Origin of the sequence: Nocardia wallacei, from assembly GCF_029868745.1 — a bacterium.
GTDB lineage: Bacteria > Actinomycetota > Actinomycetes > Mycobacteriales > Mycobacteriaceae > Nocardia > Nocardia wallacei_B.
The window spans coordinates 1-12,526 of the sequence record NZ_JARWOP010000241.1 but is presented as its reverse complement, the minus strand read 5'-3'; the positions used below and the strand labels follow the sequence as shown (position 1 = coordinate 12,526).

12 protein-coding genes are annotated in these 12,526 nt (G+C 69.7%); 7 read left to right on the top strand and 5 right to left on the bottom strand.

From position 1 onward, the window contains the following. Positions 1-300: 300 nt before the first annotated feature. The 7 genes from QH470_RS21445 (at position 301) to QH470_RS21415 (ending at position 8,108) form a co-directional block, all read left to right on the top strand. The gene (locus QH470_RS21445) at positions 301-1,056 is read left to right on the top strand and encodes a class I SAM-dependent methyltransferase (protein WP_280274141.1); all 756 of its coding nucleotides are present in this window, start codon (positions 301-303) and stop codon (positions 1,054-1,056) included. 86 nt (positions 1,057-1,142) lie between these two features. Then, entirely contained in the window at positions 1,143-2,138 is a 996-nt protein-coding gene (locus QH470_RS21440) for an alpha/beta hydrolase (RefSeq protein ID WP_280274140.1), read from the top strand. 2 nt (positions 2,139-2,140) lie between these two features. Then, positions 2,141-3,049, top strand: a complete 909-nt coding sequence (locus tag QH470_RS21435) for an SDR family NAD(P)-dependent oxidoreductase (RefSeq protein WP_280274139.1) — start codon at positions 2,141-2,143, stop codon at positions 3,047-3,049. A gap of 1 nt (position 3,050) precedes the next feature. After that, positions 3,051-3,971 (top strand): ferritin-like domain-containing protein, encoded by a 921-nt coding sequence (locus QH470_RS21430; RefSeq protein WP_280274138.1) that lies wholly within the window; start codon positions 3,051-3,053, stop codon positions 3,969-3,971. After that, positions 3,968-5,491, top strand: a complete 1,524-nt coding sequence (locus QH470_RS21425; RefSeq protein WP_280274137.1) for a flavin-containing monooxygenase — start codon at positions 3,968-3,970, stop codon at positions 5,489-5,491. The genes QH470_RS21430 and QH470_RS21425 overlap by 4 nt, the downstream gene beginning before the upstream one ends. Continuing rightward, the gene (locus QH470_RS21420; protein WP_342213867.1) at positions 5,491-6,369 is read left to right on the top strand and encodes a MerR family transcriptional regulator; all 879 of its coding nucleotides are present in this window, start codon (positions 5,491-5,493) and stop codon (positions 6,367-6,369) included. The genes QH470_RS21425 and QH470_RS21420 overlap by 1 nt, the downstream gene beginning before the upstream one ends. Positions 6,370-6,425: 56 nt before the next feature. Further along, the gene (locus QH470_RS21415) at positions 6,426-8,108 is read left to right on the top strand and encodes an ABC-F family ATP-binding cassette domain-containing protein (RefSeq protein ID WP_280274136.1); all 1,683 of its coding nucleotides are present in this window, start codon (positions 6,426-6,428) and stop codon (positions 8,106-8,108) included. Positions 8,109-8,140: 32 nt separating this feature from the next. Here the strand turns inward: QH470_RS21415 and QH470_RS21410 are convergent, their stop codons facing one another. The 5 genes from QH470_RS21410 to QH470_RS21390 all read right to left on the bottom strand — a co-directional run bounded on the left by QH470_RS21410 (position 8,141) and on the right by QH470_RS21390 (position 12,372). Further along, a complete protein-coding gene (locus tag QH470_RS21410) occupies positions 8,141-8,470 on the bottom strand; it encodes a hypothetical protein (protein ID WP_280274135.1) in 330 nt (109 codons plus the stop codon). Further along, the gene (locus QH470_RS21405) at positions 8,461-9,096 is read right to left on the bottom strand and encodes an MspA family porin (RefSeq protein WP_280274134.1); all 636 of its coding nucleotides are present in this window, start codon (positions 9,094-9,096) and stop codon (positions 8,461-8,463) included. The genes QH470_RS21410 and QH470_RS21405 overlap by 10 nt, the downstream gene beginning before the upstream one ends. 56 nt (positions 9,097-9,152) lie before the next feature. After that, positions 9,153-10,523, bottom strand: coding sequence for a dihydrolipoyl dehydrogenase family protein (locus QH470_RS21400; protein ID WP_280274133.1), 1,371 nt, complete (start codon positions 10,521-10,523; stop codon positions 9,153-9,155). 125 nt (positions 10,524-10,648) lie between these two features. After that, positions 10,649-11,095: a hypothetical protein gene (locus QH470_RS21395; RefSeq protein WP_280274132.1), complete on the bottom strand. Its 447-nt coding sequence runs from the start codon at positions 11,093-11,095 to the stop codon at positions 10,649-10,651. Positions 11,096-11,184: 89 nt separating this feature from the next. Next, positions 11,185-12,372 carry a Cmx/CmrA family chloramphenicol efflux MFS transporter gene (locus tag QH470_RS21390; RefSeq protein ID WP_280274131.1) on the bottom strand — a complete coding sequence of 396 codons (1,188 nt, stop codon included), beginning with the start codon at positions 12,370-12,372 and terminating at the stop codon, positions 11,185-11,187. Between the last annotated feature and the right edge of the window lie 154 nt (positions 12,373-12,526).

Here is a 12,526-nt window from a genome sequence, read left to right as displayed (position 1 = left end):
GTCGATGAGGTTGCGGGTCGGAGGAACCAGGGGCCGGAGAAGGTAGAGTGGGGGGGGGGGCCCCCCCAAAATTGGGGGGGCCCCAACAGGGGGGGGGAGGGCCCACCGCGAGGGGGATAGGGCGGCCAACCCGCCCCGGGGGGGTCTGCGCCCCCAATCCCCCTCCCGGGGCCCCCCACCCCACCTCCCGGTGCCCCCCCCCACATCCCCGCCCCCCCCCCCCCCACTCTACCTTCTCCGGCCCCTGGTTCCTCCGACCCGCAACCTCATCGACAGCGGCATATCGCGGAATCGTTCGGCGTGGACGCCGACCGCTACGACCGCGCCCGCCCGCGCTACCCGGATGCCCTGATCAACCGAATCGCCGCCGGCCTCGGACCGGATGTTCTCGACGGCGGCACCGGCACCGGCATCGCCGCCCGGCAACTCCGCGACGCGGGTTGCCGTGTCCTCGGGGTCGAACCCGACGAGCGCATGGCCGAGCAGGCCCGGCGCACCGGCATCGACACCGAGGTCGCGACCTTCGAGGAATGGGATCCGGCCGGGCGCACGTTCGACGCGGTGACCGCCGCGCAGTCCTGGCATTGGATCGATCCCCTCGCGGGCGCGGCCAAGGCCGCGCGGATTCTGCGGCCGGGCGGGCGGCTGGTGCTGTTCGCGCACGTGATCGCGCCGCCGCAACCCATCGCGCAGGCTCAACTGGCCGCGCTCCGGCGCGTGATGCCCGAATCGCCGTTCGCCGCGCAGCAGGGCGACGCATCACCCGAGCGAGCCCTCGAGGTCTACCGGACCGGAATGGCGACCTTCGCCGACGGCATCCGGGAGTCCGGCGGATTCGCCGCCCCGGAAGAGTGGCGCTTCGATTGGCAACGCCCGTACACCCGGGCCGAATGGCTGGACCTGGTGCCCACCACCGGTGCTCTCACCCGCTTGCCGCAGGACGAACTCGCGGAGTTGCTGGCGGAGGTCGGCGCGGCCATCGATGACTTGGGCGGCGGCTTCACCATGAACTACGTCACCCTCGCGATCGCCGCTGTCCGCGCCGAACCATCCTGAATCACCCGCCCCGGTCACGACCCGATTAACTCGGGATCTCGAATGTGCCATTGACAACTGGCACTATGGTGACTGATGCTTTCGGCATGGCTGAAACAAGGTCAACGGTGACCTCCCCGGCCGTCCCCGCGACGGCCTCGCCGCAGGCCCGTCTCGCGGCGGCGGCGTCGGTGCTCGGGATCCGGCAGATCAACGCGCTGTTGCCGCGCAACCGGGCGGGCATCTGGGCCGGCCGCGGTCTGATGGCGACGATCATGGCGGCCTTCGGGCCGACTCTTCCCGGAACCCATGTGCGGCAGGTGCGTTCGGGTGCGGTGCACGGCGAATGGGTGCGGGCCGCGGGTGTGCCGCACGGCGATCGCGCTGTCTATTACGTGCACGGCAGCGGTTACGTGGTGTGTTCCGCGCGGACCCACCGGGGACTGGCCTCGCGCCTGTCGAAGGCCACCGGCCTGCCCGTCTTCGTGCTCGACTACCGGCTCGCACCCGAACACCGATTCCCGGCGGCCGCCGAGGACGTGGCCGCCGGGTACCGCTGGCTGCTCGGAAACGGTTACCGCCCTGAGGATCTGGTGATCGGCGGGGATTCCGCGGGCTGCCATCTCGGCCTCGATCTGCTGCTGCAGAACATCGACGCCGGACGCCCGCAACCGGCCGGGCTGTTCATGTTCTCCCCGCTCATGGACCTCACCCTGACCCTGGCCGAACGACGGGATCGGAAGCGACCGGACCCGATGGCGCCCGCCACCGTGGGGCGGCGGCTGATCGAGCTGTACACCGCCGACGAGCCCGCCCATTCGACCCGGCTGCGCCTGACCGTGCCGCGCGGCGCCGCGCTGCCGCCGCTGTTCGTGCAGGCCAGTGCGGGGGAGATGCTCAGCGACGACGCCCGGCACCTGCGGGACATGGCCACCGCCGCCGGCGCCCGCTGTGAGCTCGAGCTGTGGCCGGGCCGCATCCATGTCTTCCAGGCGCTGCCGTTGCTGGTCCCGGAGGCCGCACCGGCGTTGCGCCGCACCGCCGATTTCGTCGCGTCCGCGCTCGCGGAGGCGAATTCCATACCGCGAGAACGGGTGAGCTGACCATGTGGATCCTCGACAACCTGCGAGCGGTGCTCGGCGGCGCCCGCCGCACCCATGACGCCCGGGCGGTCGTCACCGGCGCGGGCAGCGGCATCGGCCGCGCCTTCGCGCTCGAATTGGCCGCCCGCGGCGGCGAGGTGCTGTGCGCCGACATCGATATCGACCGCGCCGAGGAGACCGTGCGGCTGATCCGCCGCACCCACGGCGCGACCGCGCACGCGTTCCGCTGCGACGTGTCACGGCGTGAGGAGGTGGAGAGCCTCGCCCTGCACGCGGAGCTGATCTTCGGCGGCCCGCCCACCTTGGTGATCAACAACGCGGGCGTCGGCATCGGCGGAAAACCGGTGGGCGACATCGGCTTCGACGACTGGCAGTGGGCGCTGGGCATCAACCTGTGGGGCGTCGTGCACGGCTGCGAGGTCTTCGCGCCGCAACTGCGCGCCGCCGGGCGCGGCGGCATCGTCAACGTCGCGTCCGCGGCCGGATTCGCCGCCGCGCCCGGCATGGCCGTCTACAACGTGTCCAAGGCCGGTGTGCTGTCGCTGTCGGAGACCCTCGCCGCCGAGCTGTCCGGCAGCGGCGTCGCCGTGACCGTGCTGTGCCCGACCTTCGTCCGCACCAATGTGGTCGCCGACGGCCGCATCACCTCGGCGTCGACCCGGCTGGCCGACACGCTCATGCGGCTCACCGGATTCTCTCCCGAACGTGTCGCGGGCCTGACCCTCGACGCCCACGATCTCGGCCGGCTCTACGTGCTGCCGCAACTGGACGCGCAGCTGGTGTGGCACCTCAAGCGGCACTTCCCGGCCCTCTACACCCACGCCCTCGGCGTCCTGAACCGCGTTCTGCCGCAGGACGATCCGGCATCCGGCTCCGCCGCGGGCGCACATATCGAGAAGACAGGAGTGTGACATGGCCTTCGATTTCGACGCCATGCTCGGCAAGATCAAGGCCCGGCAGTGGGCGCTGGCCGACATCGAATGGGAGGCGCCGGGCTCCGAGCTGATCGACCCCGAGCTACACGCCAAGCTGAAGCCGTTCATGGCCGACCTGATGTGGATCGAGAACGTCGGCGCGCGCGGTTTCGCGGCCATGGCGAAGAAGGCGCCGACCGAGACGCTGAAGGAGATCTACCGCTACTTCCACGCCGAGGAGCAGCGCCACGCCAACGCGGAACTGGCGCTGATGCGGCGGTGGGGCATGCTCGACGGCGACACCATCCCGGAGCCGAACATCAACGTCAAGCTGGTGATCGACTTCCTGGACAAGCATTCCGACGAGATGTCGCTGTCGTTCCTGGGCACCGTCATCCCGATGCTCGAGGTCGCGCTGGACGGCGCGCTGATCAAATTCGTCACCGACGAGATCGCCGATCCGGTCGCGCAGGAGGTCTTCAAGAAGATCAACGCCGACGAATCCCGGCATCTGGCCACCGATTACGCCGTGATGGAGCTGCTCGGCCACGCCACCGCGCGCAAGCTGTTCATCGATCTGGTCGGCGGCTGGGCCAAGCCGTCGTTCCTGGTGGGCGTGCTCAGCTACGTGCCGCTGCTGAACAAGATGCGCGACAACATCGTCGAGATGGGCGTAGACGAGGAGAAGCTGTACGCCGCGATGCGGAAATTCAAGGCCGTCGGCGAGCGCACGCCGATCGCGAACCGGGTGCCGATGTACCGGATCGTGAAGATGCACAGCGGCTGGGTGATCAACCGCGGCCACCCGTATCACCTGTTCGCCGACGCCATGGTGAAGGTGACCGCGCGCATTCCCGACCGCTTCCTCGGACCGCAGCCGACGTGGTCGAAGGAACTGACCTACGAGCCGGTCGCATGAGCGCGGCGAGTCTGCCCCTGGACGTGGCGATCATCGGCGCCGGATTCGCCGGGATCGGCGCGGCGATCCGCCTGCGGCAGAAGGGAATCGGCAACTTCGCCGTGTTCGAACGGGGCGACCGCGTGGGCGGGACCTGGCGCGACAACACCTATCCCGGTGCGGCCTGCGATATTCCGTCGCGGCTGTACTCCTACAGTTTCGCGCCGAATCCCGAATGGTCGCAGACGTATTCGGGCAGCGCGGAGATTCTCGGCTACATCGACTCGATGGTCCGCGAGTTCGGGATAGGCCCGCACATCCGCTTCGGGCACACGGTGACCGGGCTGGTCTTCGACGAGGACCACGGCGTGTGGGAGGTCTCCTTCGCGGGTGGGCGGCGAAAGGTGAAGGCGCGCACGGTGGTCCTGGCCTCCGGGCCGCTGTCCAATGCCGGGCTGCCGGACATTCGCGGGATCGACACCTACGAGGGTCACAAGATCCACAGTGCCCGTTGGGATCACGACTACGATTTCACCGGTAAGAAGGTGGCGGTGGTCGGCACCGGCGCCAGCGCCGTGCAGATCATCCCCGAACTGGTACGCCGGGCCGGGTCGGTGAAGGTCTTCCAGCGCACGCCGGGCTGGGTGCTGCCGCGGGTGAACCGGCACACCAACGCCCTGACCAAGCAGCTGTACCGGCAGGTGCCGGCCGCTCAATCGCTGGCGCGGGAGGCGTGGTTCTGGGGGCACGAGTCGGTGGCGCTGGGCGTGGTGTGGAATTCGCCGCTGACCCGGGTGGTGGAGTCGGTGGCGTTGCTGCACTTGCGTTCTCAGGTGCGTGACCCGTGGCTGCGCCGCCAGCTGACGCCCGACTTCCGGGCCGGGTGCAAGCGTCTGCTGATGAGCAGCGACTACTATCCGGCGCTGCAACGCGACAACTGCAAGCTGATCACCTGGCCGATCGCGGAGATCTCCCCGCACGGCATCCGCACCGCCGAGGGCATCGAGCACCGGTTCGACTGCATCGTGTTCGCCACCGGCTTCGAGGTGTCCAAGCAGGGCGCGCCGGTGCCGGTGACCGGCCGCGACGGTGGTCGCCTCGCCGACGAATGGCACAGGGGCGCTTACGCTTACAAGAGCGTCACGGTGGCCGGGTATCCGAATCTGTTCCTGACCTTCGGCCCGAACTCCGGCCCCGGGCACAATTCGGCGCTGGTGTACATGGAGGCCCAGATCGAGTACCTGACCGACGCCATCGGCATGCTGCTCGAGCGCGATCTGCGCATGCTCGAGGTGCGCCGCGACCGGCAGGACCGCTACAACGCGCGATTGCAGCGGCGGCTGACGGCCACCACCTGGAATTCGGGCTGCCGCAGCTGGTATCTGACGGAGGACGGTTTCAACGCCACCATGTATCCCGGCTTCGGCTCCCAGTACACCCGCCAACTGGCCCGCGTGGACCCCGGCGACTACGTGCTGACGCCGCGTGATCCGGCTCTCGCGGCGGGTGTCGAGGATCGTATGACGGTCCCGCTCGGCTAATGTCGACACGAGGCGTGCTGCCCGTGCCCGAGGTGCTGACGCGTACCCGGGCATGGGCGCTGCGCGTCGTCGGCGAGCGGCTGGGAGAAGGGACGGGCGAGGCAGGGATGGCGGAGTACCGCATCGACGAACTCGCTCACGCGGCCGGCACCACCAGCCGCAATGTCCGCGCCTACCAGGAACGGGGCCTGCTGCCGCCGCCCACGCGGCGCAGCGGCCGGGCCCTGATCTACGACGACACGCACCTGGCCCGTTTGAAGATCATCGACGCGCTGCTGCAGCGGGGCTTCACCACCGCGCACATCGCCGACTTCATCACCAGCTGGGAAACCGGCAAGGACCTCACCGAGATCCTCGGACTCCAGCACGCCGTCACCGCGACGTGGGGGAAGGCCGAGGAGCCGCTCGAGGTGCCGCGGGAACTGGTCGACACCTTCCTGGGCGGCGCCGACGGCGTTCCGGTCGAGGGCGACCAGCTGGAGCGGCTGGCGAAGCTCGGATTGGTCCGCCTGCACGCGGAAACGGTCGAGTTCGTCCGGCCCGAACTGCTGGAAACCTTTGCGGAACTGAGCAATTACGGATTCGGTCTGTCCGGCGTCATCGATCTGCACGCCGCGGTCGTCGAGCGGCTCGAGGACATCGCCCGCCTGATGGTGACGGCCGCGAAGAACCACATCATCGATGAGCACGGGCCGGGCTGGCTCCCCGACTCCGACGCCGAGATCGCCGAAACCGCGAAGATGCTGAATCATCTGCGGGATCTGGGCACCACCGCGGTGCGCAGCAGTCTGGACCAGGCGTTGGACCGGGTGCTGCAGGCCGAACTGAGCGACTACCTCGCGACGGCGGCGTCCAAGCGCCGCGACGGCACGGACTGAGTGGCGCCCGGAAACTCGGTTGCGCCCGTCCGCACCGGTGCGGTTGCCTGATCGCCATGGCGCACATGGATATCGCCGACATCGACTACTTCCTCCCGGACGGCCGGCAACTGCTCGACGGGGTGAGTTTTCGGGTCGGCGAGGGCGTCAAGACGGCGCTGGTCGGACCGAACGGCACCGGGAAGACGACGCTGTTCGGGATCATCGCGGGGGATCTGGCCGCGGACGGCGGGACCGTCACCCGGTCGGGGACGCTGGGGGTGATGCGACAGTTCATCGGCCAGGACGACGACGAATCGACGGTCCGCGATCTGCTCGTATCGGTCGCGCCCGAGGCTGTGCGGGCGGCCGCGCGAGCGCTCGACGCCGCCGAGGACGCGTTGATCGAGCGGGACGAGGAACCGGTTCAGCTCGCCTACGCGCACGCCCTGACCGACTGGGCGGATGTGGGCGGCTACGAGATCGAGGCGTTCTGGGACGACGTGACCACCGCCGCGCTCGGCGTGCCGTTCGACCGCGCGAAGTGGCGTTCGGTGCGCACGCTCAGCGGCGGCGAACAGAAGCGGGTGATGCTCGAGGCGCTGTTCGCGGGCCCGGATCGGCTGCTGCTGCTCGACGAGCCCGACAACTACCTGGATGTGCCCGGTAAGCAGTGGCTGGAACGCAAGATCGCGGAATCGGACAAGTCGGTGCTGTTCATCAGCCACGACCGGGAGTTGATCGCGCACGCGGCCACCCGGATCGTCACCCTGGAACCCGGCGCGAGTGGCGCCACGGCCTGGATTCACGGGGGCGGCTTCGACAGCTATCACCGGGCGCGCGAGGACCGCAACGCGCGGCTCGACGAACTGCGCCGGCGCTGGGACGAGGAGCACGCCAAGCTGCGCGCGCTGGTGCTGCGTCTGCGGGAGAAGGCGAAATTCAACGACGGGATGGCGGCCCGCTACCACGCCGCGCAGACCAGGCTGGCGAAGTTCGAGGAGGCCGGGCCGCCCGAGGCGGTGCCGCTGCGGCAGCACGTCTCGGTGCGGCTGTCCGGCGGCCGGACCGGTAAGCGCGCGCTGGTGTGTACGGGGCTCGAACTCACCGGTCTGATGCGGCCGTTCGACGCCGAGATCTGGTACGGCGACCGCGTTGCGGTGTTGGGCGCCAACGGATCCGGTAAATCACACTTCCTGCGTCTGCTCGCCACCGGCGGCACCGACCCGGACGCCGGGCACCTGCCGATTCAGGATCTGAATCTGGCGACGGTGCCGCACACCGGCACGGCCGCCCTCGGCGCCCGCGTCCGGCCCGGCTATTTCGCGCAAACCCACGCGCGCCCGGACCTGTCGGGCAAGACTTTGCTCGATATCCTGCACCGCGGCAACGAACATCGCGACGGTATGGGTCGTGAGGCGGCGAGCCGCGTTCTGGACCGCTACGGCCTGGCCCGCGCCGCCGAACAACGCTACGACGACCTCTCCGGCGGCCAGCAGGCCCGCCTGCAGATTCTGCTCCTCGAATTGTCCGGCGTCACAATGCTTCTCCTCGACGAGCCCACCGACAATCTGGATCTGCACTCCGCCGATGCCCTGGAGCAGGCCATCACCGAGTTCGACGGCACCGTCGTCACGGTCACCCACGACCGCTGGTTCGCCCGCACCTTCGACCGCTTCCTGATCTTCGGCTCGGACGGTGCCGTCTACGAGAGTCCCAGCCCCGTCTGGGACGAGTCGCGGGTTCAGCGGGCGCGCTAAGGCAGTTCGGGACGGCCGCGCGCACAGGCCCGTTACGGGGCGGCGACGATCGGTGTGTCCCGGGCGGGGCCCGGTGCGGGCGGGACGAGGGCGCCCGCAGGGGGATTCGTGCTGGGCGCCGAACGGGCGGGCGGTGGGGCCAGCATCTGCAGGGGCAGTTGCGGCGCGGAGCCGCCCGGCGGCTTTCGGTCGGCGTTGCCGCTGCCACAGTCGGAAGTGCCGGGCGCACTATGCGATTCGGTACAGGACGAGGGCGGTATCACCGGCTGAGCCACGACGCCGGCGGCGGTGAGGGTCAGCCACGTGGCCGCACCCGTGACCGGCACGGCCCAGCGTCGCCACGATGTGCGGTTCACAGCCATATCGGGTCACCGTAGGCGGCGACCGAATTGTCGGCGGTGTCGGTCGATATCGAGACCATCGCGAACGACCGCAGGCTGACCGCGCCCGCACAGGCATCGATCTTGATCTGCACCTGATCGACGGAGATCGAAGCATGCGGCCCGGCCAGCGGTTTCGTGCCGAGCGTGATGGTGCTGACGGTGCCCGGCTTGATGGTGGCCGAGATGTTCGGCAGCGCCAGCGCACTCGCCCCGACGGCGAGGCCGGGCGAGGGCACGACGGTTACCGTGGCATTCGGGCCGATCGCCGCGGACAACCCGGCGGTCACGCCGTTCGACACGTCGGCCTGGCAGCCGATCTGGTAGCCCAGCTGCATCGTTCCCGAGTTCACCGCCGCTCGACCCTCCCCACCGATCTCGGCCGTCGCCGACAAGGAGACGAACCCTTCCCGGGTGAACGGCGTCGCGGCGAGATTGGGCACTCGCTGCACATCTTCCGCGGTCTTACTGATCGTCAGCTCCCAGCCGTCCTCGGTACCGACCACCCGAGACCTGTCCGCGACCGGATCGGCGTCCGCGGTCCCAGCGGCCATGCCGAGCGCAGTAGTAGCAGCGATGCCGAACATCGCGAGAATCGAGCGTTTCATCGAAATCCTTGTGCGGCGGTGACCACGAAGGCTCACCTGATCGGGGCGGAGTGACACTACCCCAAGTTGTCAAGGGCGGCTTCGATGGCTCGGTGGAAGGTGGGGTAGGCGTAGATCATGCGGCGGAGGGTGGGGGTGGGGACTTCGGCGTGGACGGCTACGGCGAGGGCACTGAGGACTTCGCCGCCTACCGGGCCTACCGAGGTGGCGCCGACCAGGACGCCGCGGTCGGCGTCTTCGACCAGTTTGATCAGGCCCTCGTTGCCCGCCTTGTGGATCCAGCCGCGGGTCGAGGCGGCGGCGTCGGTGCTGCCGGTGCGGACGTCGAGGCCGGCGTCGCGGGCCTGGGATTCGGTGAGGCCGACCGCGCCTACCTCCGGATCGGTGAAGGTGACCCGGGGGACCGCGTGGTAGCGCGCGGATTCCGAAGTGTCGCCGAGGATGTCGTTGGCGGCGATGCGGGCCTGGTACATCGACATGTGGGTGAAGGCGCCGTGCCCGGTGATGTCGCCGATGGCCCAGACGCCGTCGGCGGCGCGCAGGTGGTCGTCGACCTCGATGCCGCGGGCGGATTCGTCCAGCCCGATCGCGCCGACGCCCAGCGCCGCCAGGTCGGTGCGGCGTCCGGTCGACACCAGCAACTGCCGGGCCCGCAACGGTTTTCCTTCCTTCAGGTGCACCGTGAACTGGTCGCCGTCGTGTTCGACGCGGGTCGCCTCGGTGCCGGTGTGAATCGTGATGCCTTCGCGGGCAAAGACTTCCGCGATCAGATCGGCTGCTTCGGGCTCTTCCTTGGGGAGGATGCGGTGCGGGACGATCATCGCGACGTCCGCGCCGAAGCGTGCGAAGATCTGCGCGAATTCCATGCCCACCGGGCCACCGCCGAGGACGATCAGCGAATCGGGGACGGTGGTGGTCGTGACGGCTTCCCGGTTCGTCCAGTAGGGCGTCCCGGCCAGGCCCTCGAGCGGCGGGACCGCCGGTGCGGTACCGGGATTCAGCACGATCGCCCGGGCCGCGTGGAATACCCGGGGACCGTCGGCGGTGGTGACGGTGACCTCGCCGGGTGCGGTGATGCGACCCCAGCCGCGCACGAACCGCCCGCCCGCCTTCTCGAAACGCTCGACGGCGACGGTGTCGTCCCAGTTGTCGGTGGCCTCGTCGCGGATGCGGTCGGCCACTGGCCGCCAATCCGGCCGCAGCTGTGCCGAACCCGCGAGCTCGTCGATCCGCCGTCCCTCGGCGAGCGCACCCGCCGCGCGCACCATCATCTTGGTGGGCACGCACGCGTAATACGGGCACTCGCCGCCGACCAATCGGCCCTCGACACCGACGACGGCCAGGCCCGCGGCAGCCAGCCGTGTCGCGACGTCCTCACCACCCGGCCCCATCCCGATCACCACGGCATCCACGGTCTCGATCGACATGCGCGTTCTCCCTCGGTTCGGCGACTACCCGACACTTCACGACGCGGACCACATCCGCACCGTTTCCAGGCTGCCACGATCGGCCATGGTCGGTGCGTACCGGCCCGCTGACGAAACGGTGACGGTTACGCCTTTGCTCTCTCGCGGGGGACGAGCAGCGCCAGCAGTGCGATGATCACCCCGCCGCCCAGGAGGTACAGGCCCCAGGCGCCACTGAGGAGGTGGCGGTAGTCGTCCCGCAACTGGTCGCCGTATCGCTGGTCCAGCCGCCAGGCGAGCGCGCCGATCGCCACCAGTCCCGCGAGCACGCCCAGCCAGCCGAGCGCACGGGAGCCGAACAGCGCGGCCAGCAGGACCACGGCGGCGATCACCAGCAAGGCCAATGCCAGCGACGTGTGGATCGATGCCGACTGCCCCCCGAGCTGGTCGAGGGTCCGCCCTGCGGGCAGACCGTCCCGGAGATCGACCAGCTTCACATCGCGGGCATCGACCGAGCCGACGAGCGGCCCGAACGCGCCCACCGCGATCGCGACAGCGCAAGCGAACAGCACCAGATGGACAAAAGTACGCATACTCCACGGTATGGCTTCCAGGCCCCCGGAGTCGCGTATTCGTCCCGAAGATGCCATCCGTATATCCGCGCGGACCGCTCGTCGACCCGTCAGTGCGCCGGGGCGTGCTCCGGCTCGGCCGCGGTGCGTCGGCGAGTGCCCAGCAGGACCACGAGGGTTGCTACGGCGGTGAAGGCGGCGGCGCACCACCATGCCGTGTCCGGTTGGGTCGTGTGGTCGACGGACAGGCCGGCGGTGACCGGGCCGAGGACGGCGCCGAGGTTGAACGCCGTGGTCGCCGCCGCTCCGGCGAGACGTGGCGCCGTCGGCGCGGCGGTCTGCACGATCGTCGCGATCAGCGTCGAACCCACGCCGAAGGCGACCGCGCCCGTCAGCGCGGACATGATCAGCGCGCCGACCGTCGTGTGCGCGGCCGTCGCGGCGAGCAGCCAAATCCCGGTCAGCACAACGGTTCCCACGGTGAGGATGCGCCGTCGGTATCGGTCGCTGTAGCGTCCGGTGAGCGTGACACCGGCGAAGGAGCCGATCCCGAACAGAGCCAGTGCGAGCGGGACCGTCCGGTCACTTCCGGAGACGCTCGCCATGATCGTGCCGAGGTAGGTGAAACCGGCGAAGGTGGCGGCATTCACCAGGACTCCCGCCACGACGGCGATCAGAATCGGCCACTGCCGCAGCGCCGCCCCTTCTCGCCGCATCGATGGCACCTGCCCGTCGTGTCGCTCGGCGCCATGCGCGTCGCGGCCGAGCAGCACCCACACCGGCACGAGCACCGCCGCACCGACGACGGCAACGGCCCAGAACGCCGAACGCCATCCCCACACCTGCCCCAGCAACGTGCCCGCGGGAACGCCCGCGATGCAGGCGACCGTCACCCCCGACACCACCACCGAGGTCGCGCGACCGACCGCCGCCGGGCCGACCATCCTCGGCAGCGCCGCCAGCGCGATCGCCAGGAACCCGGCATTGGCGACCGCGGCGATCACCCGCGTGACCAGCAACAGCACGAACTCCGTCGCGACCGCGCCCACGACATGTGCGGCGCAGAACAGCAGCAGGAATACCGCCACCGAATACCTCACCGGCAACCGCCCCGCCGCGATCGCCACGACCGGCGCCCCCACCACCATTCCGGCCGCGAACAGCGAGGTCAGCAAACCCGCGGCACCGAGCGAAACCCCGAGGTCGCTCGCGATCGGCGCCAGCAATCCCGACACCATGAACTCCGATGTGCCCTGCGCGAAAACCGCGACAGCCAGCACGAACACCACAATGGGCATGAACGGACCACTCTCCGGAGACAGGGGGGGGCCCCGGGGGGGGCCCCCGAAGATAGCCGCCGCGGGGAGGAACCCCCCCGCCCAATTGCGGGGAGGGCCACGCGTTTTTCTCCCACCAGTACCAACTCGACGGCGGCCTGCCGCTCCCCGACCT

Excerpts from the sequence above, each read along its gene's own strand:
- QH470_RS21440 (WP_280274140.1), top strand. The coding sequence starts at position 1,143 with ATGGCTGAAACAAGGTCAACGGTGACCTCCCCGGCCGTCCCCGCGACG.
- QH470_RS21435 (WP_280274139.1), top strand. The coding sequence starts at position 2,141 with ATGTGGATCCTCGACAACCTGCGAGCGGTGCTCGGCGGCGCCCGCCGC.
- QH470_RS21430 (WP_280274138.1), top strand. The coding sequence starts at position 3,051 with ATGGCCTTCGATTTCGACGCCATGCTCGGCAAGATCAAGGCCCGGCAG.
- QH470_RS21425 (WP_280274137.1), top strand. The coding sequence starts at position 3,968 with ATGAGCGCGGCGAGTCTGCCCCTGGACGTGGCGATCATCGGCGCCGGA.
- QH470_RS21420 (WP_342213867.1), top strand. The coding sequence starts at position 5,491 with ATGTCGACACGAGGCGTGCTGCCCGTGCCCGAGGTGCTGACGCGTACC.
- QH470_RS21415 (WP_280274136.1), top strand. The coding sequence starts at position 6,426 with ATGGCGCACATGGATATCGCCGACATCGACTACTTCCTCCCGGACGGC.
- QH470_RS21410 (WP_280274135.1), bottom strand. The coding sequence starts at position 8,470 with ATGGCTGTGAACCGCACATCGTGGCGACGCTGGGCCGTGCCGGTCACG.
- QH470_RS21405 (WP_280274134.1), bottom strand. The coding sequence starts at position 9,096 with ATGAAACGCTCGATTCTCGCGATGTTCGGCATCGCTGCTACTACTGCG.
- QH470_RS21400 (WP_280274133.1), bottom strand. The coding sequence starts at position 10,523 with ATGTCGATCGAGACCGTGGATGCCGTGGTGATCGGGATGGGGCCGGGT.
- QH470_RS21395 (WP_280274132.1), bottom strand. The coding sequence starts at position 11,095 with ATGCGTACTTTTGTCCATCTGGTGCTGTTCGCTTGCGCTGTCGCGATC.
- QH470_RS21390 (WP_280274131.1), bottom strand. The coding sequence starts at position 12,372 with ATGCCCATTGTGGTGTTCGTGCTGGCTGTCGCGGTTTTCGCGCAGGGC.